We start from the raw sequence: 22,485 nt of genomic DNA, 5'->3' as shown, positions 1-22,485 counted from the left end.
CGATTGAGGAGACACCCTCTCCCCAACCCTCCCCCGCAGGCCGGGGCTATCGCATATGACAGCGGGAGGTTTCCGAAAGAGCTCGGCCTGCATGGTTCGAGACGCCCGCTTTGGCGGGCTCCTCACCATGAGGGTCTGATATCTCACCGCAAAACGCGACCTCATCCTGAGGGCCCGCCGTAGGCGGGCGTCTCGAAGGATGGGCCGCAAGCAAGCTGCCAGCCACGCTTTTCTTCATATGCGATAGCCCCGCCCCGCAGGCGGGGGAGGAAGCGCACCTTCTCCGTAGCAACCAAGTTTATTCCGCTCGAGCGCTCACCCGCCACATTCACCACGCCCGAAATTCCTGGTCCCTCCCGGCGGCGAATTCCGCTATTGAGGGACGCGGCAATCGTTCTGCCCTCCTGCGAGCATTCCGCGCAATCGATCCGTCTCGCCGGAGCGTGGTCCTTCGATGCAGCTCTATCTCCCCATCGCCGATCTGCCGGTCAACGTCTTCCTGGTGCTGGCGATGGGCGCCGCGGTCGGCTTCGTCTCCGGCATGTTCGGAATCGGCGGCGGCTTCCTGATGACGCCGCTGCTCATCTTCATCGGCATCACGCCGGCGGTCGCGGTCGCCTCCGTCGCGAGCCACATCGCGGCGTCCTCGTTCTCCGGCGCGCTCGCCTATTGGCGGCGACGCGCGATCGATCCCGCGCTGGCGAGCGTGCTATTGTGCGGCGGCGTGACCGGGACGGCGCTCGGGGTGTGGACCTTCACGCAGCTGCGCGCGCTCGGCCAGCTCGACCTGATGATCGCGCTGTCCTATGTCGTGCTGCTCACCACGGTCGGCAGCGTGATGTTTTCGGAAGGCCTGCGCGCCCTGATGCGGACCCGGCGCGGCGCGGTGCCGCCGCGGCGCACGCACAACTGGATCCACGGCCTGCCGCTGAAGATGCGGTTCAAGCGCTCGAAGATCTACCTGTCCGTGATTCCGGTCGTGATCGTCGGCATCGTGATCGGCTTCATCGGCGCCATCATGGGCATCGGCGGCGGCTTCATCCTGGTGCCGATCATGATCTATCTGCTGCGGGTGCCGACCTCGACGGTGATCGGCACCTCGATGGTGCTGACGCTGGTGACGATGCTGTTCGCCACCTTGCTGCACGCGGTGACCAATCACCTCGTCGACGCCGTGCTGGCGCTGATCCTGATGGTCGGCGGCGTCACCGGCGCGCAGTTCGGCGCCCGCGCCGGCCAGAAGATCCGCGGCGAGCAGCTGCGGCTGCTGCTCGGCCTCCTGATCCTCTCGGTCGGCGTCCGCTTCGCCATCGAGCTGGTGATCCGGCCCGAGGATCTCTTCACCATCCGCGAGATGGGAGTGAGCGGATGATGCGCGCAGCCCTCGCGGTCCTGCTCGTTCTGCTGCTCGGCTCCGCCGCACGCGCCGAGCGGCTGATCGTGTCGGTCTCCAACCATCGCGTCACGGTCACCCCGAACTATTCCGGCGAGGAACTGGTGCTGTTCGGCTCGGTCGAGAAGGACACCGCCACGCCTGCCGGCCGCAAGACCTACGATCTCGTCGTCACCGTGATGGGCCCGCGCGCCGACATGGTGACGCGGCGCAAGGAGCGCGTCTTCGGGATCTGGATCAACACCGACTACCGGCAATTCCTGCAGGTGCCGAGCTATCTCGCGCTGTTCGCCAACCGCTCCTTCGAGGCGATCACCTCGCCCGAAATCGCACGGCGGCAGCAGGTCGGGCTCAACAACGTGCTGCTGACCCAGCGCGTCAGCGGCGATTATGCCGACGTGGTACCGAACGACGCGTTCCGCTCCGGCTTCATCCGCCTGCGGACCCAGCGCGGTCTCTATCGCGAGGATCCGAGCGCGGTGACGTTCCTGACGCCGACATTGTTCCGCACCGGCATTCCGCTGCCGGCGGAGGTGCCGATCGGCACCTATGAGGTCGAGATCAAGCTGTTTGCCGACGGCGCGTTCATCGGCAAGACCGAGACCGCGTTCGAGATCGTCAAGGTCGGTTTCGAGCAGTTCGTCGCCACCACCGCCCGGCAGAACGGGTTGATCTACGGCCTCGTCACCGCCGCCATGGCGCTGATGACGGGATGGATGGCCTCGATCGTGTTCCGGAAGGATTGAGGCATCCTCCGACGGTGTGGCGCGTTCACGGCGCCTCCAGCACCGTCGGCACGCCGGGCTCCAGCAGCCGCAGCCGCGTCCCGAAGCCCAGCAGGTCGAACGTCTTGCGCAGGTCCTCGCCGTTCTGGCGGAAATGCGCCCAGCCCTCGGTATGCACCGGCACGATCGTCGCATCCGGAAAGGCGCGCGCGGTCTCGATGGTGTCGTTGGTGTCCATGGTGAGATGGAACGGCCCGCGCGTTTGCGCGGCGCCCGCGAAGGGAAGCACCACGCCGCATTTGAAGCGGCGCGCCACCTCGGCGACGCCGTCGAACCAGGTGGTGTCGCCGCTGATATAGACCGGGCTGGTGTCCTTCCGGCTCGACGACACCACGAAGCCGATGACGTCGCCCGACAGCGGTTCGATGCCGGCCGGGCCGTGACGCGCGGGCGTCGCGGTGATCGTCAGCGAATTGCCGTCACGATCCTTCAGATGTGCGGTGCCCCAGGGCACGAGGCCCTCGACATGCCCGCCGAGGCGTTTGGCGCCGGCCTCGGTCGTCAGCACGCGCTTCGCCTTGAGCAGATATTCGCGACCTGAATTGTCGAGATTATCGGAGTGCTGGTCGTGGCTGAGCAGGACGGCGTCGATCGGCCCGATCGCATCGGCCTTCATTGCGGGGCCGGTGGTCTTCTCCAGCTTCACATGCGGAAGCTGATAAGCGCCGGGCGCATCGAAGGTCGGATCGGTGAGCAGGCGGAAACCGTCGATCTCGATCAGTGCGGTGGGGCCGCCGATCAGGGTGATGGAAATGGGCATGATGAACTCCTCTTACGCGGCCGGCTTTGTTGCGGGCCGCGTCACCAGGTAGATGCCGAGCGCCACTGGAATGATCCCCAGCAGATCGCGGGCCTCGACATGCTCGCCGAGCACGAGGTAGGCGAACAGCATGCCGAGCGGCGGCATCAGGAAATGATAGGCGCTGGCGGCGGTGGCGCCACACACTTTCAGGAGATGAAACCAGAGCCAGTAGGCGAGGATCGAGCCGCCGAGCACCAGGAAGGCGAAAGCGCCGATCAGGCTCGGCGTGACATCGATCGCGTGGACGTCGGCGAAGGTGAGCGCGACCGGCGTCAGCACGATGCCGGCAGCGAGATTTTGCACGCCGTTTCCGATCCACAGACTGCCCTTCGGGGCGAGCAGCTTGAACAGAATCGTGCCGGCGACGATCGAGGCAAGCGAGGCCAGCGTGAAGACGATGCCGTGCAGGCTGTCGGTACCGACCGACAGGCGATGCCAGACGATCAGCGTGACGCCGATGATGCCGAGCAACAGACCGCTCGCCTTGCGCCAGGTCATTCCTTCGCCGAGCAACAGCGCGGCGAGCGCCGCGGTGAACACCGGATTGGCCGACACGATCAGGCCGCCGAGGCCGGCGGAGACCGATTGCAGGCCGGTGTAGCCGAGACCGAGATAGAGCGCGTTGTTGGCGATGCCGAGCACGGCGAAGATGGCGGCGTCGCGCCATGACAAGGACCAGTCGCCACGAACCATCGTGGCCCCGAGGATCAGGATGCCGGCGAGCGAGAAGCGCGCGGCGAGCAGGATCAGCGGCGGGCAATGGGTGACGCCGATCTTGCCGGCGACGAAGGCATAGCTCCAGAGCAGGCAGAACAGGCCGATCGCGAGCGGAAGCGTATTGAAGCGGCCGCGGGGAACGGCAATCGAGGGGGCGAGCGACATGGGGGCATTCTCCTGAGCCCCCGATTTAGGGAGGAGGCTTGCCATTTGGAAATTAAATGATTAACTCGCTATCAGTGATTTTTCCAATGGAGGTAGCCATGCTCGACCTCGAGCTCCTGCGGAGCTTCGTCTCGGTGGTCGATGCCGGCGGCTTCACCCGCGCCGGCGAGCGCGTCCACCGCACGCAATCGACCGTGAGCCAGCAGATCAAGCGGCTGGAGGAGGATGTCGGCCAGGTGCTGCTGCATCGCGACGGCAAGGACGTGCGGCCGACCGAAGCCGGCGAGCGACTGCTGTCCTATGCGCGGCGGCTGCTCTCGCTCGCCGAGGAAGCGCGCGACGTGCTGCGCCAGCCGGGCGGCGAAGGCGCGATCCGGCTCGGCATTCCCGAGGATTTTGCCGCCTATCGTCTCGCCAAGCTGCTGGGCGCGTTTTCGCGCTCGCACCCGGGGCTGCGGCTCGACGTGCGCGCCGACCAGAGCAAGAACCTGTCCCGGGACCTCGAACGCGGCGAGCTGGATCTGGCGCTGTTCAAGCGCGGGGCCGGCGAGAAGGGCGCGATCGCGGTGTGGCCGGAGCAGGTGCACTGGGTCACCAGCAAGAGCCATCCGATCGACGTCAACGCCGCGTCGGTGCCGCTGATCGGATTTCCGCTCGGCTGCCTCTATCGCGCCGGCGCCATCCACGCGCTGGAAAGCGCAGGCCGCGCCTGGCACATGGCCTATTCGTCATCGAGCCTCGCCGGCATCCAGGCTGCCGTCGCCGCCGGCATGGGCCTCAGCATCCTGTCGGAAATGTCGATCCAGTCCGACCACCGCGTGCTGACGGCGAAGGACGGCTTTGCGCCGATCAACCGGACCGAGGTGGCGCTGATGGCCTCGCCCGGCGCCAGCCCCGCGACGCTGCGGCTGGCCGACCGGCTCGCGGAGTTTTGCGACAATGTGCAGGCGAAGGCGGCCTAAAGCGCGATGAGATTGAGATGAATCGTCATCGCGCTTCATGTTCTTGTTTGAGCATGATCTTTTCGGAAAACCGCTTCGCACTTTTCCGGATCATGCTCTAATAACACCGCGACGCGGCAATCGCGTGCACGCGGCGGTCGCCGAGCAGATGCGCGACAAAACCGTTCTTCGGAAAGATTTTTGCGAACGCGGCGTCGCGGATGCTGAGGCCGCCGGCATAGGCGCCGAAGGCCGGCATCACGGCGCGCATCCCGTCACTGGCAAAACAGCGGCGCTCCATCGAGCGGCCGCGCGCGGAGACGCGGGCCTTGGGATGCAGATGCCCGGCGATCTCGCCATGCGCGCCGGTCGGCTCGTGGCGGAAGGTGATCGGGCCGATCGCGACTTCATCCGCGATGGTGCCGCCGAGATCGCGCGGCAGCATCGGATCGTGATTACCCGAGATCCAGATCCAGTCGCGGCCGGCCTGGAGCGCGCTGACGGCCTCACGATCATCCGCCGAAAGGCGTTCATGCGCGGTGCGGTCGTGAAAGCTGTCGCCGAGGGCGATGACGATTCGCGGATCATGGCGGGAGATGACAGCAGCGAGACGGCCCAGCGTGGCGAGCGTGTCGTAAGGCGGAAGCAGCACGCCGCGGGTGGCAAAGCTGGAGCCTTTTTCCAGATGCAGGTCGGACACGACGAGCAGGCGCTGCGCTTCCCAGAACAGGGCGCCGGAGAGATCGGCGGCGAAGGTCACGTCGCTGACGGTGACTCTGGAAACGCGCATGTCCTCGACATCCCCTGAAACCAGCGCGCCTAGCGTCACGTCAAAACCTGCCCTTATCCCGTCGCCTCTTTGACGAGCTCGTCGGCGGCTTCGGCCAGCAACTCGTCTGCAGCTTCGCCATAGACTGACTCGCGGCCGATTTCCAGCATCACGGGGACGGCGAGCGGGGAGACGCGGTCGAGTTCCCGGTGCGTGATGCGGCCCTGAATGCGGGTGAGCATGTCGCTGAGGCGGCGCAGATCGAGCAGGCCGGTTGCGGCATCGGCGCGGGCGGCGCGCAACAGCACGTGGTCGGCCTGGTGCTTGCGCAGGACGTCGTAGACGAGATCGGTCGAGAACAACACCTGGCGGCGGCTCTTCTCCTCGCCGGTATGCCGGCGCGCGATCAGGCCGGAGATGATCGCGCAATTGCGAAACGTGCGCTTCATCAGGGCGGATTCGGCGAGCCATGCCTCGAGATCGTCACCGAGCATGTCAGGGTCGAACAGCGCATTGAGGTCGATTCTGCCGTCCCTGATCATGAACGACATGTCGCCGAGCGCCCAGATCGCGACCGCATATTCGTTGGCGACGAAGCCGAGCGGCCGCGCGCGGGCCCGCTCCAGCCTGCGCGTCAGCAGCATGCCGAGCGTCTGGTGCGCGAGACGTCCCTCGAAGGGATAGCAGACGATGTAATGCTTGTTGGCGCGGGGAAAACTCTCGACCAACAGCTCGCGCACCGCCGGCACGCGGGAGACGTCCCTTTGCAGCGCCAGCCAGTCGCGCACCTGCTCCGGCAAAGCGCCCCAGGCGCGGGCGTCATCGAGCAGGCGGCGAACGCGTTCGGCAAGATAGGTCGAGAGCGGAAACTTGCCGCCCATGTAGGACGGCACTTTCGGGTCCTTGTCGTTGGCACGCGAGACATAGACCTGGTCCTCGACCAGGGTCTCGTAGCGCACCACCTCGCCGCTGAACACGAACGTGTCGCCCGGGCTGAGGCCCTCGATGAAGGCTTCCTCGATCTCGCCGAGCAGCCTGCCGCCGCGCGCGATCACGCCCGTCGAGCCGCCTGCCTTTCCCTGACCGCCGCCGCGCGAGCGCACCAGCCGCACCTTCAGCATGTCGTCCTCGACGATGGTGCCGACATTCATCCGGTAGCTCTGCCGCACCTTTGGATTGGCGACGCGCCAGCGCCCCTCCTTGTCCTGCTTGATGCGGGCGAAGCGCTCATAGGTCTTCAGCGCGTAACCGCCGGAGGCGACGAAATCGACGACGTCGTCGAAATCCTGCCGTGTGAGATCCGCGTAGGGCGCGGCGGTGCGCACCTCGTCGTAGAGCTCGTCGGAGAAAAACGGCTCGCCGCAGGCACAGCCGAGCACATGCTGAGCCAGCACGTCGAGGGCACCGGTGCGCAGCGGCGGCGTGTCCTGCGCATTCTCCGCGATGGCGTCGATGGCGACGCGGCACTCCAGCACCTCGAAGCGGTTCGCAGGCACCAGCACCGCGCGCGAGGCTTCGTCGAGGCGGTGGTTGGCGCGGCCGATGCGCTGCATCAGACGCGAGGAGCCCTTGGGCGCGCCGATATTGACGACGAGATCGACGTCGCCCCAGTCGACGCCGAGGTCGAGCGAGGAGGTGCAGACCACGCCGCGCAACTTGCCGGCCGACATCGCGTCCTCGACCTTGCGGCGCTGGGCGACGTCGAGCGAGCCGTGATGCAGCGCGATCGCGAGGTTGTCGTCGTTCATGCTCCAGAGATTCTGGAACAGCATCTCGGCCTGGCTGCGGGTGTTGACGAAGACCAGCGTGGTCCTGTTCGCCTTGATCAGCTGGTAGATCTCGGGAAGCGCATGGCGCGCGCTGTGGCCGGCCCAGGGCAGCCGCTCGCTTGTGTCGAGCATCTCGACCAGCGGCGGCGCCGCGCCGCCGGCCATGACGATGTCGGCCGATTCCGCCTTGTCCTTCGGTTGCGGCACCAGGAAGCGCGCCAGCGATTCCGGCTCGGCCACCGTCGCCGACAGGCCGATGGCGCGCATCTGCGGCGCCAGCCGCCACAGCCGCGCAAGGCCCAGCGACAAGAGATCGCCGCGCTTGGACGTGACCAGCGCATGCAGCTCGTCCAGCACGATTCGCTTGAGCGAGGAGAACAGGAACGGCGCGTCGTCGGAGGAGAGCAGCAGGGCGACCTGCTCGGGCGTCGTCAGCAGAATGTCCGGCGGATAGCGGCGCTGCCGCTGCCGCCGCGACACCGGCGTGTCGCCGGTGCGGGTCTCGACCTTGATCGGCAGGCCCATCTCGGCAATCGGCCGCTCCAGGTTGCGGGCGATGTCGACGGCGAGCGCCTTGAGCGGCGAGATGTAGAGGGTGTGGAGGCCGCCGCTCCGTTGCAGGCTGCGGCCGGTAGAGACGAGCTTGTTGTCACCTCCCCCCTTGCGGGGGAGGTCGGCAGCCGCCGGCTGCCGGGAGGGGGGTAGCTCCACGAGCGGTGCCCGTGGCCACCCCCCTCCCCGCCCCTCCCCCGCAAGGGGGGAGGGAGAAGACAGCTCCACCAGTGTCGGCAAAAATCCCGCCAGCGTCTTGCCGGCGCCGGTCGGCGCGATCAGCAGCGCCGAGCGGTCCTCGCGCGCCTTGTTCAGCAGCGCCAATTGATGCGCGCGCGGCGACCAGCCGCGGGCCGCGAACCATTGCTGGAAACGGTCGGGCAGCAGCGCGGCCGGCTCGGCCGAGGATTTCAGGATGCGGGGCGGCACGGCATCACAGGTAAGCCGTGGGGGTGGGTTCGTCGAGGGGGCGGTCTTCGCCTCTCCCCGCTTGCGGGGAGAGGCGAGAGAAACAGCGGTGCCGCCCCTACTCGGACATCGGCTTGTCGGAGATATCCCAATCCTTGCCGGTGAAGGTGGAGATGAAGAGCGTCTTCATCGGCGTGTAGTCGTCCGGCGTGTAGCTGTAGGTGACGCCGTCGAGGAAGTAGGGCGAGTGGAAACCGTTGAGGTTCGAGGCCTGCTTCAGCACGTTGGCGCGGGTGAGATCGTCGCCGCAGCGGCGCAGGATCTCGCCCATGGTCACGGCCTGGCCGTAGCCGGCGAACGCGATCGTGTTGTCTTGATCGATCGCCGGCGTGTACTTCTTGCGCAGCTCCTCGAACGCCATCACGTCGGGGTCCTTCTCCCATTTGGGCAGACCGACCTCCTTGTTGTAGCGGATCGCGACGATGCCGGCGGCGTTCTCGAGACCCGCGGCGTTGAGGATCGAGCGGCCGGTCGAGCCGGCCGACAGCAGCTGCAGCGGCTTCCAGCCGAGCTCGGCGACCTTCCGGATCGACTGCGACGACGCCTTGCCGGTGGAGATGTTGTAGAACACGTCCGCGCCCGACTTCGAGAGGTTGATGAGTTGGGAATCGACCGTCGGATCGGTCAGATCGTAGGTCTGCTCCATGATCACCTGGGCGGTGCCGCCGGCATCGGCCAGCACCTTCTTGAACGGACCGAGGAAGTCGCGGCCGAAATCGTCGTTCTGGTAGAGGATGCCGACCTTCGCGTTCGGCTTCACGCTGACGACGTGGCGCGCCAGGATGCGCGCCTCGGTCGGATAGAGCGGCAGGCCCGCCATCGTCCATTTGAACTCTTTTGGATTATTCCACTTCGACGCGCCGGTGTTGAGCAGCAGCTGCGGCACGCCCTTGGAATTCAGGTATTTGTGCACGGCGGTCTGCGGCGCGGTGCCGAGCGAGCCGTAGAGCGCGAGCACTTCTTCCTGCTCGACCAGGCGCCGCGTCGCCTCGACGCATTTCGGCGCGCTGTAGGCATCGTCCATGGTCAGGAACTTGACCTTGCGCCCGTTGATGCCGCCCTTCTCGTTCAGCATCTGGAAATAGGCCTCGCCGATGCGCCCGAGCACGCCGTAGAGCGAGCCGGGGCCGGAATGCGGCACGGTTTGCCCGATCTTGATCTCGGTGTCGCTGGCGCCGGCATCGTATTTCTTCTCCGCGGCCCAGACGTAGGGCGCGGGCAAGGTCGATGCAGCGATGGCGGCGAATGCGCCGGCGCTGAAATCGCGCCGCGATGGATTCTTGGTCATTATTTGTCTCTCCCTGGTGCGCGCATTGTGCTGACATCGCCTCGCGCATCGCAAGTGAGAAGTCGCCGCTTTGCGACGCAATGACGCTTAAATGGCAGGGCCTTTAGCGCCTAGACTCAAGTTTTCTCGGCGACGACGACGAGGCCGCGCACCGGCTCGTTGTTTTCGTTGCGCGGCGAGGCCGGCTCCACCGTCAGAAGCTTGAGGCCCGCCCCGGCGATGGCACCGCGGACATATTCCGCAGAGTGGGCATAGCGCAGCCCTTCGCCGAGCACGATGCCGCTGCCGTCATGCGTCTCCAGCGTGAAGGCGAGCACGCCGCCGGGCGCGAGCACGCGCCTGGCTTCGCTCAGCACCGGCGCGAGATCGGAGAGATAGACGAACGCGTCGGCAGCGACGACGAGGTTCGCGCTCGCGTCGCCCTTGCCGCGCAGGCCCTCGATCATGTCGGCGATTTCGAGCTCGGCATACAGATCCGTGGCGCGCGCCTGCTTGATCATGCCGGGCGACAGATCGATGCCGGTGAAATGATCGACCTGTCTTGCGAAAGCAGCCGCCGCAAGCCCGGTGCCGCAGCCGAGATCGATGGCGCGCTTGAACAGGGCTGGCTTCTTCGCGGCAACGCGCGCGGCCAGCACCGCCTTGAAGATCAGGGACGGCGCGCGATAGCCGAGATCGTTGATCAGCGTGTGCTCGAAGCGCGGGGCATATTGATCGAACAGCGCCTGCACATAGGCCTTGGGCATTTCGGACAATTGCTCGTCGCCGAGGCGTATCAGATGCAGATGGGCGCCGTGCTGGTCCTCGGGATCGGACCGGCGCGCTTCTCGGAACGCGGCAATCGCCTTGTCGCGCTCGCCGAGCTGGCTGCGGATTTCGCCGAGCGTGAACCAGGCGGAGGTGAAGTTCGGCGCGAGCTCGATGGCCTGCTCGATGAGGTCGGCGGCGGCGGGCAGATCGCCCTTGAGCTGGAGGTCGCGCGCGAACTCGAAGCGGCGGTCGGCCATGAGATCGCCGGAGGTTTGGAACAGACGCAGGGGCATCGGGGAACCGATTGTCATTGCCGGGCTTGACCCAGCAATCCATCAAAAAAGGAACTCTTTAAGAGGATGGATGCGCGGGTCAAGCCCGCGCATGACGGGTGAATTTTGTGACCGGCACTCCCTATATGACGCGGATGCGTCCGCAAGACATCCTGCTGCCAGTTGCTGCCGGCCTGTGCTGCAAGCCCGGCGGCTTCCATATCGACCCCGTCCGCCCGGTCGAGCGGGCCGTGATCACCCACGGCCATTCCGACCATGCCCGCGCCGGCCACGGCGCGGTGCTGGCGACGCAGGAAACGCTCGACATGATGCGGCTGCGCTATGGCGAGAATTTTGCCGGATCGACGCAAGCAATCCGCTATGGCGAGGAGATCCGGCTCGGCGACGTCAGCGTGAAGTTTCACCCCGCCGGCCACGTGCTCGGCTCGGCGCAGGTCGCGGTGACCTGTAGAGACACCTGCATCGTCGCTTCCGGCGACTACAAGGACGCGCCCGACCCGACCTGCGCGCCTTTCGAGCTGGTGCGCTGCGACGTCTTCATCACCGAGGCGACGTTCGGCCTGCCGGTGTTCCGGCACGGCGATGCGGCCGAGGAGGTCAAGAAGCTGCTCGCGTCGGTCGCGCTGTTTCCGGAGCGCGCGCATCTCGTCGGCGCCTATTCGCTCGGCAAGGCGCAGCGGGTGATCGCGCTGCTGCGGCAGGCCGGCTACGACGCGCCGATCTATCTGCATGGCGCGATGGAGAAGATCACGCATTACTACCAGAGCCGCGGCATCGAGCTCGGCGACCTCAGGCCGGTGAAGGGCGTGAAGAAAGCGGCGCTGGCCGGCACCATCACGCTGGCGCCGCCCTCGGCCACCTCCGATCTCTGGACGCGGCGCTTTCCCGATCCGGTCACCGCGTTCGCATCGGGGTGGATGCGCGTGCGCGCCCGCGCGCGGCAGCGTGGCATCGAGCTGCCGCTGGTGGTCTCCGATCACGCCGACTGGGACGGCCTCACCGCGACCATCGCGGCAACCGGGGCCGGTGAGATCTGGGTCACCCACGGCCAGGAAGACGCGCTGGTGCATTGGTGCCAAAGCAAGGGTTTGCGGGCGCAGCCGCTCGATCTCGTCGGCTATGGCGACGAGGAGGAGAGCGAGGCGCCGATCGTTGACGAGGCCGAGGCATGAACCGCTTCGCCGAACTGCTGGACCGCCTCGCCTACGAGCCCGGCCGCAACAACAAGCTGCGGCTGATCACCGGCTATTTCCGCGAGGTCGGCGACCCCGATCGCGGCTACGCGCTGGCCGCGCTGACCGGCGCACTCAGCTTCAAGCACGCCAAGCCGGCGCTGATCCGCGACCTGATCGCGTCGCGCACCGATCCGGTGCTGTTCGGGCTGTCTTACGATTATGTCGGCGACCTCTCGGAGACGGTGGCGCTGATGTGGCCGAGGCGGTTGCTTGGTCATGGTGAGTCTTTTCCGGGCCACCCCTCTCTCCCGCCCTCCCCCGCAAGGGGGGAGAGAGCGCAGCGGAGCGCGCGGCCACCGGCGAGCACCACGACTGACAGTGATTCAGCGAGTGGTCGACGCACCTCTCTCACCGTTCCCGCCCCCCTTGCTGGGGAGGGTCAGGGAGGGGGGTGCCGCGGGCGAGATGCCAGCGATGCGCTCCACCCGAGCAAGCACAACAACCCGCCTCCCCCAACCCTCAGCGAAGTCGTCACCACGCTCCGCACGCTCGGCAAGACCGAGCTGCCGAAGCAGCTTGAACGCTGGCTCGACGAGCTGGATGAGACCGGCCGCTGGGCGCTGCTGAAGCTCGTCACCGGTGCTCTGCGCATCGGCATCTCCGCACGCCTGGCGAAGACCGCAGCGGCCGCGCTCGGCGACAAGGATCCGCATGACGTCGAGCTGATCTGGCCGGGTCTCAGCCCCCCCTATCTCGACCTGTTCGCCTGGCTGGAGGGCCGCGGCGACAAGCCGGTCAATCGCGATCCCGCCCCGTTCCGTCCCGTCATGCTCGCGCATGCGATCGAGGACAATGATTTCGCCGCGCTCGATCCGGCCGACTACATCGCCGAATGGAAATGGGATGGCATCCGCGTGCAGGCGGTGGCGGGCCGCGACGAGCGCGGCCACATCACGGCACGGCTCTATTCGCGCACCGGCGAGGACATCACGGGCAGCTTTCCGGACCTCGTGCCGTCGCTGCGCTCACCCGGCGCGATCGACGGCGAGCTTCTGATCCTGCGCGAGGGCCGTGTGCAGAGTTTCAACGTCCTGCAACAGCGGCTCAACCGCAAGGTCGTCTCGCCGAAGCTGATCAAGGAGTTTCCGATTCACCTGCGCGCCTATGATCTGCTCGGCGACGACGAGAATGATCTGCGCGAGCTGCCCTTTGCGGAGCGGCGCGAGCGATTGGAAACGTTCATCGGGAAGATCGACGATTCCCGCATCGATCTGTCGCCGACCGTCCCCTTCGCGAGCTGGGACGCACTCACCGCCGCACGGGCCGATCCCGCCAGCGCGGGCGCCGGCGAAGACGCGGACGCCGTCGAAGGCGTGATGCTGAAGCGGCGCGATGCGCCTTATCTCCCGGGGCGGCCGAAGGGACAGTGGTGGAAGTGGAAGCGCGATCCGCACATCATCGACGCCGTGCTGATGTATGCCCAGCGCGGCCACGGCAAGCGCTCGTCCTACTATTCCGACTATACATTTGGCGTCTGGACGGGCGATGAGCTGGTGCCGGTCGGAAAAGCCTATTTCGGCTTCACCGACGAGGAGCTGCTCCAGATCGACCGCTTCGTCCGTCGCAACACCACGGAAAAATTCGGCCCCGTGCGCCATGTCGTGCACGAGCCGGACAAGGGGCTGGTGCTGGAGGTCGCCTTCGAGGGCCTGCAGCGCTCGCCGCGGCACAAATCCGGCGTCGCGATGCGCTTCCCCCGCATCAGCCGCCTGCGCTGGGACAAGCCGCCGCGCGAGGCCGACCGGCTGGAAACGCTGGAAAAGATGCTGAAGGCGGAGGCGGCGGAGGTTGGAGCGTGACAGGAGCGCACCCTCTCCCGCTTGCGGGAGAGGGTCGGGGAGAGGGTATCTCCGCATTGGGATTCCCCAAGAGGAGAGAACCCTCACACCCGCGCCTTCGGCGCAACCTCTCCCGCAAGCGGGAGAGGTTGCAGCGAGCCCGCCGCATGTGCTGTCCAAATTAAAACGCGGTAAGCTGATTGACGGGTGAATGCGGGTTCCCCATCTGCCCCGCCGTGCCCTATAATCGGGTCGAATCCGCCAAGGAGTTTTTCGCGATGGCCCAAGACGTCAGAGATGTGCCGGCCGGCCGCAGCGATGGGCTGAACCGCTTTCTCGGCGGTTCGCCGCTGGCGGTCGCGTTTCGCCTGGTGCTGCTCTCGATCCTGGTCGGCGTCGTGCTGGCGGCGATCGGCTTCGATCCCTGGAACATCATCTACAGCATTCGCCTGCTGTTCCAGCGTCTCTGGGATCTCGGCTTCGATACCGTGAACTGGGTGTGGCGCTATTTCCTGCTCGGCGCGGTGATCGTGATCCCGATCTGGCTGCTGATGCGCGTCTTCGGCGCGCCGCGCGGGCGATAGAGCCTTTCGCGCGCGGCCTGCGCAGGCACCTCATGTCGTCCGCGATGGTGCAATCAGGCGATTGGTCGGGTAGACGCAACTGATGCACGCGCCCGTTCATCCCAAAGTCGGCTCCCGCCAGGTGTTCGCCATCGCCGGTCCGGCGATGGTGGCGAACCTCACCACGCCGCTGATCGGCGTGGTCTCGACCACGGCGATCGGCCGGCTGGACGATCCCGCGCTGCTCGGCGGCGTCGCGATGGCCTCCGTCATCTTCGACTGCCTGTTCTGGCTGTTCGGCTTCCTGCGCATGAGCACGCTCGCCTTCACGGCGCAGGCGCTCGGCGCCGGCGAGACGCGCGAGCTGACCGCGATCCTCGTGCGCGGCTTCATCGTCGCCGGCTTGATCGGCGCAGCGCTGATCGTGCTGCAATTGCCGCTGGCCGCCGCGCTGTTCGACCTGATGGGCGGCAGCGAAGGCGTCACGGGCGCGGCGAAAACCTACTTCGTGATCCGGATCTGGTCGGCGCCGCTGGCGCTCGCCAACTACGTCATCCTCGGCTGGCTGGTCGGCCAGGCCCGGGCCAATCCGGCGCTCGCGCTCCAGGTCGTCATCAACCTCGTCAACATGGCGGCGACGATCCTGCTTGTTCTGGTCTACGACACCGGCATCGCGGGCGCAGCGATCGCAGCGCTGCTGTCCGAAGCGGCCGGATTCGGGCTCGGCGTGATCGTGTGCCGCCGCTATGCGGATGACGGATTCGCGGTGCCATATGCAGCCCTGTTCGACCGCGACAAGCTGATGCGCCTGCTGGCGGTGAATTCCGACATCCTGATCCGCACCGCGGCGCTTATCGCCGTGTTCCTGTTCTTCACCGCCAAGGGCGCGCGGGCCGGCGACGTCACGCTGGCCGCGAACTCCGTGCTCAACAATTTCCTCCTGGTCAGCGCTTTCTTCCTCGACGGTCTCGCCAACGCCGCGCAGCAGCTCTGCGGCCGCACCTTCGGCGCGCGCGACGCCAAAGGGTTTGCGGACTCGACCCGGCTGGTGCTGCTGTGGGGGCTGGGCTTTGCACTGGTCGTCTCCGTGCTGTTCGCCCTGTTCGGACCGCGCCTGATCGATTTCATGACCGCCAGCGACGCCGTTCGCCGCAGCGCGCGCGAATTCCTGCCGTTCGTCGTGCTCGCGCCCATTCCTGGCGTGTTCGCCTTCGGCTTCGACGGCATCTATATCGGCGCGACCTGGGCGCGCGAGATGCGCAATCTGATGCTGGCCTCGCTCGCGATCTTCCTCGGCACCTGGTGGGCGCTGCAATCGTTCGGCAATGCCGGACTGTGGTGGGCGCTGATCGCCTCCTATGTCTCGCGTGGCGGTTTGCAGGCCGCGCGCTATCCGGCGCAGTACAGGAAGACGTTTCCGAAATCGTAGCCCGGATGCCTTGGCCTACATCCCCGGCCAGTCTTCCGCCGTGAGCGTCGCCGCGTCGGCGCCGACGATCTCGGACAGCGAATCCCTCCCGGTGCGAAGCAGCGTCGAGGTGAGGTCGCGCTTGATCTCGTCGACGAGGCCGAGGCCCTTGTAGACCAGCGACGAATAGAGCTGGATCAGGCTCGCACCGGCACGGATCTTCGTCAGCGCGGCGCCGCCGGAATCCACGCCGCCGACGCCGATCAGCGGGAACGCGCCCTCGACGCGCACATAGGTCTCCGCGACCATCCGCGTCGACAGACGGAACAGCGGCCGGCCGGACAGACCGCCCTGCTCCTTGGCGCGCATCTCCTCGCGCAACGTGCTCGGCCGCGCGATCGTGGTGTTCGACACGATCATGCCGTCGACGCGGCGCGAGCGCGCGACCTGCACGACGTCGTCGAGCTGGGCGAGGCTAAGGTCGGGCGCGATCTTGAGCAGCACCGGCGTGTCGCCGGCCTTCTGACGCACCCGCTCGCGCGCGTCGATCACCCTGGCGAGGAGATCGTCGAGCAGCGCGCCTTCCTGCAGATTGCGCAGGCCCGGCGTGTTCGGCGAGGAGACGTTGACGGTGAAATAGCTCGCCACCGGCGCGAAGGTCTCGATCAGCTTGACGTAATCGCCAACGCGATCCGGCGAATCCTTGTTGGCACCGACATTGACGCCGACGATGCCCCCGTGCTGCGCGCGCGCGGCGAGCCGGCGCAACGCAACGTCCGCGCCGTCATTGTTGAACCCCATGCGGTTGATCACGGCCTCGTCGCGCTCGAGCCGGAACAGCCGCGGCCGCGGATTGCCGCTTTGCGGCTTCGGCGTCACCGAGCCGATCTCGACGAAGCCGAAGCCGAGCCGCAGCAGCGCGTCCGGCACCTCGGCGCTCTTGTCGAAGCCGGCGGCCATGCCGATCGGATTGGGGAAGTTGAGCCCGAAGGCGCGCACCGCGAGCTTAGCATCGTCAGCACGCGGCTTGACCGGCGGCAGGAAGCGCAGGCCCTGGATCGCGAGGCGATGCGCATCTTCCGGATCGAGCCAGCGCAGCACCGGCAGCGAGAGAGCGTCGAAGGCGCGGATCACGGGGCCAGCTCCGGGACATCATGGCCGCCATCGGAGCGCATGTTGAGGTTCATCACCGAGAGCACGGCACCGAAATCGAGCTCGCCATAAAGATGCGGAAACAGCTGCTCGTTGCGCGAGCGCTCCCAGCGCAGCTCACCGCCGAGCGCATCGCCGTCGACCTCGACCAGGAACAGCGCGCGCTGCCCGAAATAATGCTTGCGCAAGGTCTCGGGAACCTGGGCCGCGGTCGAGAAATGGATGAACCCGTCGCGCGCGTCGTCCGCGCTGCCCCGGTACACGCCTTGCCGTTCCGCCTCGCGCCAGGCCGAGGCCGGACAGATTTTGTAGATCTTGACCACCGCTTGCGCAGCCCTGTTTGCCGTTGAGTCGGCTCGTTGAGCCAGCTCATCGAGTCAGCTCATTGAGTCTCTTGGGGTTTTTCGTCTCTTGCAGGTCTGAAAACCCGGGCGCGACCGTAGAGGCGGCCCCTTCCGAACTCAAGCCTTGGCTGTCGCCTCTTGCGCGAAAAACGGAAAACCGATTGATTTGAGGACAGTTTTCCTGAGATGCGACGGGCTGGAGACCTTCCATGGTCAGGCAGGCCAAAGCGCAGAGGATGCTGACCCACGACCAGATCTGGGTCGCACTGGATCGGCTGGCGGCGCGCGCCGGCCTGTCGCCGTCGGGCCTTGCCAAACGCGCCGGGCTCGACCCCACCACCTTCAACAAGTCCAAGCGGGTCACCTCCGACGGCCGCGAGCGCTGGCCCTCCACCGAATCGATCGCGAAAGCGCTGGCGGCGGCAGATTCGTCGATCGACACCTTCGCCAGGCTGGTCGGCGACGATTCGGGCGACGGCCGCTCGGTGCCGCTGCTCGGCCTCGCGCTGGCCGGCGCGAGCGGCGCCTTCGACGAATCCGGCTTTCCCATCGGCAAGAGCTGGAGCGAGTTTGCGTTTCCCGCCGCCGAGAACAGCCACAGCTTCGCGCTTCAGATTTCCGGCGATGCGCTGCAGCCGGCCTATCGCGACGGCGATGTCCTGCTGGTCTCACCCGGCACACCGGTCCGGAAAGGGGACCGCGTGGTGGTGAAGACCAAAGCGGGCGAGGTGACGATCGCCACGCTGAAGCGCCGCACGGCGAAGGCGCTGGACCTGCGGCCGCTCAACGCGGCGCAGGCGGAGCGGACGATGACGGTGGGCGAGCTGGCGTGGATCGCAAGGATCGTGTGGGCGAGCCAGTGAGGGCTGCACGCCCCTCACGCGCTCCGCGCCAGCGCCCCGTCGATCATGTTGACCGCGTTCTGCACACCATACACCGCGACGAAGGAGCCGAAGCGCGGGCCCTTCTCCTGGCCGAGCAGCACCTGGTAGAGCATGTTGAACCAGTCGAGCGTGACGCCGGGGCGGCCGTCCTTGCCCTTCTTGACCTGGTCGAGAAATGGCTCGCGGCGGCCGATCTCGTAGACGACGTTCTGGATGTCCTCGGCCGAGGCGTCCGGCGTGAGTTGCGACAGCGCATCGCGCAGATCCTGCAGCGCCGCGCGCTCGGTCTCGGTCGGTTCGCGGAACTGCTTCGTCGGAGCCACGAAGTCGCGATAATAGTTGATGGCGTAGCCGACCATCGCGTCGAGCTTGGGATGCGTCTGCGGGCTCACGCCGGGACGATAGCGGCCGATGAAGCCCCACAGCGTCTCGGCATTCTCGGCGTTCGACGACGACACCAGCGTCAGGAGGAGCTGGAACGTGACGGGCATGTCGCCCTTCGGCGGATGGCCGCTATGGACATGCCAGACCGGATTGCCGAGCTGCTGCTTGGCGTCCTGCTTGGCGAAGCCGTCGATGAACTGCTGGTAGTCGTCGACGTTACGCGGGATGACATCGAAATACAGCCGCTTGGCCGCCTTCGGCTCGCGATACATGAACAGCGACAGCGATTCCGGCGAGGCGTAGCGCAGCCATTCGTCGATGGTGAGGCCGTTGCCCTTCGACTTCGATATCTTCTGGCCCTTGTCGTCGAGGAAGAGCTCGTAATTGAAACCTTCCGGCGGGGTGGCGCCGAGCGCCCTGGCGATGGCACCGGAGAGCTTCACCGAATCGATCAGGTCCTTGCCGGCCATCTCGTAGTCGACGCCGAGCGCGACCCAGCGCATCGCCCAGTCGGCCTTCCACTGGCATTTTACATTTCCGCCGGTGACCGGCGTCTCGACTTCCACGTTCGTGTCGGGATCGACGTAAGTCACCGTGCCGGCCGCGACGTCGCGGCGGATCATCGGCACTTGCAGCACGACTCCGGTGGTCTTGCTGATCGGCAGGAAGGGCGAATAGGTCGCGCGGCGGTCGGGTCCGAGCGTCGGCATGATGATCGCCATCACCTTGTCGTAGGCAGCGAGCATCTTGAGCAGCGTCGCGTCGAAACGGCCGGACGTATAATAGTCGGTCGAGCTCGCGAATTCGTAGTCGAAGCCGAAATGATCCAGAAACGCGCGCAAGCGCGCATTGTTGTGCGCGCCGAAACTGTCATGCGTGCCGAACGGATCGGGCACGCGCGTCAGCGGCTTGCCGAGATTGGCTTCCAGCGGCGCCTTGTTCGACACGTTGTCCGGCACCTTGCGCAGGCCGTCCATGTCGTCGGAGAAGGCCAGCAGGCGCGTCCTGATCTTGTCCTCGGTCAGAACGCGGAAGGCATGCCGCACCATCGAGGTGCGTGCGACCTCGCCGAAGGTGCCGATATGCGGCAGGCCGGATGGGCCGTAGCCGGTCTCGAACAGCACCTCGTCCTTCGGACTTTTCTTCAGCCGCGCGACAATGGCCTTCGCCTGCTCGAACGGCCAGGCGTTGGATTGTTCGGCGAGCGCACGCAGGTCGCTCGGATTCGCAGCAAGATCAATAACGGACATCAAGGGGCCTCCGGGCCGCGGAAAATAGCGATTTCCGGGCAGAATGCAATTTTGCGGGCGGGTGTCAGACCCTCGCCCTGAGGAGCGCGCATTTCGCGCGCGTCTCGAAGGGCGAGGCCACCAGCGGGGCCTTCATCCTTCGAGACGCTTGCTGCGCAAGCTCCTCAGGATGAGGAACCAAGAGCGGCGATGCAGCTAAAACGGGCTCACCGAAAAATACCGCAGCCACAGATCGGTGTAGCGGCCTTTTTCCCAGACCCGGAACAGGGCCCAGTTCAGGGCCTGGCGCAGCACGTCGTTGCCCTTGCGCACGGCGATGCCGATGCCCTCGCCGAAGAAGCGGCTCTCGACGAAGGGGCCGCCGGAGAAGGCGCAGCAATCGCCGGAATCCGTGCCGTTGATCCAGAACGCGAGCGAGATGGCGTCGGCGAAGATGAAATCCACCTCGCCCTTGCGAAGCGCGGTGCGGAGCGCGTCGTCGCTGGGATAGGAGTGCAGCTCGGCGTCTGTGAACATCGCCTTGAGATAGGCTTCATGCGCGGAGCCGGCGATGACGCCGACCTTCTTGCCCTCGAGATATTCCGGGCGGATCTCCGGCATCACCGCGTCCTTGCGCGAGGCGAAGCGCGCGGGCACGCGGTAGTAGGGATCGGTGAAGTCGACGCGGGCGCGCAGCTGCGGGCTCACCGCCATCGAGGCGATGATGGCGTCGCCCCGGTTGGAGGCGAGCGCGTCCACCAACGTCTCGAAGCGGCGCATCTGCACCGTGCAGGTGACCTTGATCTCCTCGCACAGCGCGCGGGCGAGATCGACGTTGAAACCGGCCGGATTGCCGTCGGCCCCGGTGTAGTTGAAAGGCGGATAGTCGGTCTCGGTCAGGAAGCGGATCACGGTCAGGCGCGACAGGTCCGGCCGCTCCGGCCGCCGTCGCGGGTCCCAGAAGCCGGGCACTGCCTGGGGGGCGGCCTGGGGCGTGACCTGCGGGGTGGCCTGGGGCGCCGCAGGAGGTTTTTTGGCCGGAGCCTGGGCCTCGGCGCCCGGCAGGCCGGCGAACAGGCACACGCCGACGGCCAGCGCCGTCAGCAAGCCACCGGCAGATTTCGACGATTTCGCCTGTTGCGATGGAGCCATCGGCCAGAAATGAACGAATTTCGTTGGGATCGGAGGGCCTTATAGACCATCGGGCCGGGAACGCGAGCGCCGATTGCAGTTGATCGGACGCCTAGAGATACCGCTTCAGCTCGACCGCGGCCTCTTCCGGCGTCCGCTTCAGGTTGAACGGCGAGACGAAGCGGCCGTCGCGGTCCATCAGATAGATCAGCGCGGTGTGGTCCATGGTGTAGTCGCCGTCCTTGGTCGGGACCTTCTTGGCGTAGACCCGGTAGGAGGTGATCACCTTGGCGGTCTCGGCGGGATCGCCGCTGAGACCCTCGAGATGCGGGTCGAAGCTCGACAGATAGTCCTTCATCGTCGCCGGCGTGTCGCGCTCGGGGTCGACCGAGATGAAGATGGCGTTGACCTTGTCGGCGTCCTTGCCCATCGCGCGCAGCACTTCCGAGATCTCGAACAGCGAGGTCGGGCAGACGTCGGGGCAATGGGTGTAGCCGAAGAAGATCAGGGTCGGCTTGCCCTTCAGGCTCTTGTCGGTGACGGCCTTTCCGTTCTGGTCGGTCAGCTGGAACGGGCCGCCGATTGCCGCCGGCTGCGCCACCTTGCCGACCCCGCCCATGGCCCAGAACATGATCAGGAGCCCGACGACGAGGCTTGCGGCGAAGGCGGTCGCGATCACCAGCGGACGGGCGGCGGAGCTCATGAGCGGAAAACTTCCTGTCGGGAGTCAGAAGCAGGCAGCGAAGCCGGTCCTGATCATTTCGAAGAACACCTGGCTGCCGTAGTGGAACCAGAGCGCGAGCGCGCCGAGCACGACCAGCCCGCCGATCCCTGCACCTGCCAATAGCAGCACGGACGGCATCCGGCCGGCAGTGGGCGAATTGTCCTGTAGCGGGTGGGCCGGGTGCACTGGTTGAGCCATGACAATGACCGGGACGAAAACCCCGGTTCCCAGGTTTTCAGATAAGCTTTAGCCCGCCTGCGGGCAAGGCGCCGCTTGCGGGCTAAAACGATCCCGTCATGCTGATGATGTCAGTGCAGGAGCTGGCCCCGAGCGGACTCGATCCGCTCGGATTGCGGGAGAGACCGGCGCGTTGGCTTGATCGCCGAGGCCTGTGCGTCCATGTAGCAGGGCTTGTACATGGCCTGGAGCTGCTTGCCCTTCAGGAAGAGCATGTGTGGTGTCAGGCCACCGCGCTGGTTGATCCAGCGCCTCACCTGCGAGGGGTACATCGCATAGAGCATCTGGGTTGCTTCGGAATTGGTGACGGCGCGGCCATTGGCGCCGAAATCCCAGGCAGCGTGGAAGCCGAGCGTCGCGCTCGAGGTCACGCAGATGCGGTCATGCGGGATGGCGCCAAGGACGATGGTGCAGGCGGAGGCGCAAAGGCCGTCGATGATGACGGTTTCGCCCGATTGCCGCAGGTCCTGGTATTTGTCGACGTAGGTTCCGATCCGGCCGCCGCGGTCATCCGCGATCCGAACCACCGCGTGAGAAGCCCCCATGCCCGCGATCAGGAGAACCGCCGCGAGCAACCCCGTCAGAAACTTCATTGTCCCCCGCCCCAGTCGAATTCGAATCTGCGTGTCAGGTGGTGATGCGCTGCTAGCGTCCGTCGTAACCGAGGTTTTGTCTAGGCAGGCCGGCTTACTCAAACCAAATTCAAATCCAGTGTTGCGTCCGC

Annotated in this window: 21 protein-coding genes; 8 read left to right on the top strand and 13 right to left on the bottom strand. The window is 66.3% G+C overall.

Annotated elements, in window-relative coordinates; all coding sequences use genetic code 11:
* Positions 1-454 precede the first annotated feature (454 nt).
* Together JQ572_RS00280 and JQ572_RS00275 are read left to right on the top strand one after the other, a co-directional pair.
* Positions 455-1,372: a sulfite exporter TauE/SafE family protein gene (locus tag JQ572_RS00280; RefSeq protein WP_211381004.1), complete on the top strand. Its 918-nt coding sequence runs from the start codon at positions 455-457 to the stop codon at positions 1,370-1,372.
* The gene (locus tag JQ572_RS00275) at positions 1,369-2,139 is read left to right on the top strand and encodes a TIGR02186 family protein (RefSeq protein ID WP_211381003.1); all 771 of its coding nucleotides are present in this window, start codon (positions 1,369-1,371) and stop codon (positions 2,137-2,139) included. Before JQ572_RS00280 ends, JQ572_RS00275 begins: the two co-directional genes overlap by 4 nt.
* Before the next feature lie 25 nt (positions 2,140-2,164).
* Here JQ572_RS00275 and JQ572_RS00270 read toward each other — a convergent pair whose 3' ends face one another.
* Positions 2,165-2,938 (bottom strand): MBL fold metallo-hydrolase, encoded by a 774-nt coding sequence (locus tag JQ572_RS00270; protein WP_211381002.1) that lies wholly within the window; start codon positions 2,936-2,938, stop codon positions 2,165-2,167.
* Between the two features lie 12 nt (positions 2,939-2,950).
* Entirely contained in the window at positions 2,951-3,862 is a 912-nt protein-coding gene (locus JQ572_RS00265; protein ID WP_211381001.1) for a DMT family transporter, read from the bottom strand.
* A 98-nt stretch (positions 3,863-3,960) separates the two neighbouring features.
* Between JQ572_RS00265 and JQ572_RS00260 the strand changes: the two genes are divergently transcribed.
* Positions 3,961-4,824 (top strand): LysR family transcriptional regulator, encoded by an 864-nt coding sequence (locus JQ572_RS00260; RefSeq protein WP_211381000.1) that lies wholly within the window; start codon positions 3,961-3,963, stop codon positions 4,822-4,824.
* 97 nt (positions 4,825-4,921) lie between these two features.
* On the opposite strand, the gene pdeM is transcribed toward JQ572_RS00260, so the two are convergent.
* The 4 genes from pdeM to JQ572_RS00240 form a co-directional block, all read right to left on the bottom strand.
* Complete coding sequence (gene pdeM, locus JQ572_RS00255; RefSeq protein WP_211380999.1) at positions 4,922-5,593, bottom strand: ligase-associated DNA damage response endonuclease PdeM; 672 nt, start codon at positions 5,591-5,593, stop codon at positions 4,922-4,924.
* A gap of 53 nt (positions 5,594-5,646) precedes the next feature.
* Positions 5,647-8,322: a ligase-associated DNA damage response DEXH box helicase gene (locus JQ572_RS00250; protein WP_211380998.1), complete on the bottom strand. Its 2,676-nt coding sequence runs from the start codon at positions 8,320-8,322 to the stop codon at positions 5,647-5,649.
* Between the two features lie 97 nt (positions 8,323-8,419).
* A complete protein-coding gene (locus JQ572_RS00245) occupies positions 8,420-9,649 on the bottom strand; it encodes an ABC transporter substrate-binding protein (protein WP_211380997.1) in 1,230 nt (409 codons plus the stop codon).
* 116 nt (positions 9,650-9,765) lie between these two features.
* Positions 9,766-10,692 (bottom strand): class I SAM-dependent DNA methyltransferase, encoded by a 927-nt coding sequence (locus tag JQ572_RS00240; RefSeq protein ID WP_211382365.1) that lies wholly within the window; start codon positions 10,690-10,692, stop codon positions 9,766-9,768.
* 134 nt (positions 10,693-10,826) lie between these two features.
* On the opposite strand from JQ572_RS00240, the gene JQ572_RS00235 reads away from it, so the two are divergent.
* From JQ572_RS00235 to JQ572_RS00220, 4 genes are all read left to right on the top strand, one after another.
* On the top strand, positions 10,827-11,864 hold the full coding sequence (locus JQ572_RS00235; protein WP_211382364.1) for a ligase-associated DNA damage response exonuclease: 1,038 nt from the start codon (positions 10,827-10,829) through the stop codon (positions 11,862-11,864).
* Entirely contained in the window at positions 11,861-13,726 is a 1,866-nt protein-coding gene (locus JQ572_RS00230; RefSeq protein ID WP_211380996.1) for a cisplatin damage response ATP-dependent DNA ligase, read from the top strand. The genes JQ572_RS00235 and JQ572_RS00230 overlap by 4 nt, the downstream gene beginning before the upstream one ends.
* A 257-nt stretch (positions 13,727-13,983) precedes the next feature.
* On the top strand, positions 13,984-14,289 hold the full coding sequence (locus tag JQ572_RS00225) for a DUF6460 domain-containing protein (protein ID WP_211380995.1): 306 nt from the start codon (positions 13,984-13,986) through the stop codon (positions 14,287-14,289).
* An 82-nt stretch (positions 14,290-14,371) separates the two neighbouring features.
* Positions 14,372-15,697 carry an MATE family efflux transporter gene (locus tag JQ572_RS00220; RefSeq protein WP_211380994.1) on the top strand — a complete coding sequence of 442 codons (1,326 nt, stop codon included), beginning with the start codon at positions 14,372-14,374 and terminating at the stop codon, positions 15,695-15,697.
* A 15-nt stretch (positions 15,698-15,712) separates the two neighbouring features.
* On the opposite strand, the gene JQ572_RS00215 is transcribed toward JQ572_RS00220, so the two are convergent.
* Positions 15,713-16,810 (bottom strand): quinone-dependent dihydroorotate dehydrogenase, encoded by a 1,098-nt coding sequence (locus JQ572_RS00215; RefSeq protein ID WP_211380993.1) that lies wholly within the window; start codon positions 16,808-16,810, stop codon positions 15,713-15,715.
* Positions 16,807-17,151, bottom strand: a complete 345-nt coding sequence (locus JQ572_RS00210; RefSeq protein ID WP_211380992.1) for a DUF952 domain-containing protein — start codon at positions 17,149-17,151, stop codon at positions 16,807-16,809. The genes JQ572_RS00215 and JQ572_RS00210 overlap by 4 nt, the downstream gene beginning before the upstream one ends.
* 230 nt (positions 17,152-17,381) lie before the next feature.
* Between JQ572_RS00210 and JQ572_RS00205 the strand changes: the two genes are divergently transcribed.
* On the top strand, positions 17,382-18,035 hold the full coding sequence (locus JQ572_RS00205) for a S24 family peptidase (RefSeq protein WP_211380991.1): 654 nt from the start codon (positions 17,382-17,384) through the stop codon (positions 18,033-18,035).
* A 14-nt stretch (positions 18,036-18,049) separates the two neighbouring features.
* Here the strand turns inward: JQ572_RS00205 and JQ572_RS00200 are convergent, their stop codons facing one another.
* The 5 genes from JQ572_RS00200 to JQ572_RS00180 form a co-directional block, all read right to left on the bottom strand.
* Positions 18,050-19,690, bottom strand: a complete 1,641-nt coding sequence (locus JQ572_RS00200) for a lysine--tRNA ligase (RefSeq protein ID WP_211380990.1) — start codon at positions 19,688-19,690, stop codon at positions 18,050-18,052.
* A gap of 195 nt (positions 19,691-19,885) precedes the next feature.
* On the bottom strand, positions 19,886-20,821 hold the full coding sequence (locus tag JQ572_RS00195; protein WP_211380989.1) for a transporter substrate-binding domain-containing protein: 936 nt from the start codon (positions 20,819-20,821) through the stop codon (positions 19,886-19,888).
* 91 nt (positions 20,822-20,912) lie between these two features.
* Positions 20,913-21,503 (bottom strand): SCO family protein, encoded by a 591-nt coding sequence (locus JQ572_RS00190; protein WP_211380988.1) that lies wholly within the window; start codon positions 21,501-21,503, stop codon positions 20,913-20,915.
* A 24-nt stretch (positions 21,504-21,527) separates the two neighbouring features.
* Positions 21,528-21,722: a hypothetical protein gene (locus tag JQ572_RS00185; protein ID WP_211380987.1), complete on the bottom strand. Its 195-nt coding sequence runs from the start codon at positions 21,720-21,722 to the stop codon at positions 21,528-21,530.
* Positions 21,723-21,832: 110 nt separating this feature from the next.
* On the bottom strand, positions 21,833-22,354 hold the full coding sequence (locus tag JQ572_RS00180) for a hypothetical protein (protein WP_211380986.1): 522 nt from the start codon (positions 22,352-22,354) through the stop codon (positions 21,833-21,835).
* Positions 22,355-22,485: the final 131 nt, after the last annotated feature.

The sequence above is a fragment of the Bradyrhizobium sp. SZCCT0153 genome (assembly GCF_018129995.1).
Taxonomy (GTDB): Bacteria; Pseudomonadota; Alphaproteobacteria; order Rhizobiales; family Xanthobacteraceae; genus Bradyrhizobium; species Bradyrhizobium japonicum_G.
The sequence above is the reverse complement of the archived record's forward strand: the minus strand, read 5'-3'. Positions and strand labels throughout refer to the sequence as shown.

What these genes read in the sequence shown, in the direction of transcription:
- JQ572_RS00280 (WP_211381004.1), top strand. Translation starts at nt 455, where the DNA reads ATGCAGCTCTATCTCCCCATCGCCGATCTGCCGGTCAACGTCTTCCTG.
- JQ572_RS00275 (WP_211381003.1), top strand. Translation starts at nt 1,369, where the DNA reads ATGATGCGCGCAGCCCTCGCGGTCCTGCTCGTTCTGCTGCTCGGCTCC.
- JQ572_RS00270 (WP_211381002.1), bottom strand. Translation starts at nt 2,938, where the DNA reads ATGCCCATTTCCATCACCCTGATCGGCGGCCCCACCGCACTGATCGAG.
- JQ572_RS00265 (WP_211381001.1), bottom strand. Translation starts at nt 3,862, where the DNA reads ATGTCGCTCGCCCCCTCGATTGCCGTTCCCCGCGGCCGCTTCAATACG.
- JQ572_RS00260 (WP_211381000.1), top strand. Translation starts at nt 3,961, where the DNA reads ATGCTCGACCTCGAGCTCCTGCGGAGCTTCGTCTCGGTGGTCGATGCC.
- pdeM (WP_211380999.1), bottom strand. Translation starts at nt 5,593, where the DNA reads ATGCGCGTTTCCAGAGTCACCGTCAGCGACGTGACCTTCGCCGCCGAT.
- JQ572_RS00245 (WP_211380997.1), bottom strand. Translation starts at nt 9,649, where the DNA reads ATGACCAAGAATCCATCGCGGCGCGATTTCAGCGCCGGCGCATTCGCC.
- JQ572_RS00240 (WP_211382365.1), bottom strand. Translation starts at nt 10,692, where the DNA reads ATGCCCCTGCGTCTGTTCCAAACCTCCGGCGATCTCATGGCCGACCGC.
- JQ572_RS00235 (WP_211382364.1), top strand. Translation starts at nt 10,827, where the DNA reads ATGCGTCCGCAAGACATCCTGCTGCCAGTTGCTGCCGGCCTGTGCTGC.
- JQ572_RS00230 (WP_211380996.1), top strand. Translation starts at nt 11,861, where the DNA reads ATGAACCGCTTCGCCGAACTGCTGGACCGCCTCGCCTACGAGCCCGGC.
- JQ572_RS00225 (WP_211380995.1), top strand. Translation starts at nt 13,984, where the DNA reads ATGGCCCAAGACGTCAGAGATGTGCCGGCCGGCCGCAGCGATGGGCTG.
- JQ572_RS00220 (WP_211380994.1), top strand. Translation starts at nt 14,372, where the DNA reads ATGCACGCGCCCGTTCATCCCAAAGTCGGCTCCCGCCAGGTGTTCGCC.
- JQ572_RS00205 (WP_211380991.1), top strand. Translation starts at nt 17,382, where the DNA reads ATGGTCAGGCAGGCCAAAGCGCAGAGGATGCTGACCCACGACCAGATC.
- JQ572_RS00200 (WP_211380990.1), bottom strand. Translation starts at nt 19,690, where the DNA reads ATGTCCGTTATTGATCTTGCTGCGAATCCGAGCGACCTGCGTGCGCTC.
- JQ572_RS00195 (WP_211380989.1), bottom strand. Translation starts at nt 20,821, where the DNA reads ATGGCTCCATCGCAACAGGCGAAATCGTCGAAATCTGCCGGTGGCTTG.
- JQ572_RS00190 (WP_211380988.1), bottom strand. Translation starts at nt 21,503, where the DNA reads ATGAGCTCCGCCGCCCGTCCGCTGGTGATCGCGACCGCCTTCGCCGCA.
- JQ572_RS00185 (WP_211380987.1), bottom strand. Translation starts at nt 21,722, where the DNA reads ATGGCTCAACCAGTGCACCCGGCCCACCCGCTACAGGACAATTCGCCC.
- JQ572_RS00180 (WP_211380986.1), bottom strand. Translation starts at nt 22,354, where the DNA reads ATGAAGTTTCTGACGGGGTTGCTCGCGGCGGTTCTCCTGATCGCGGGC.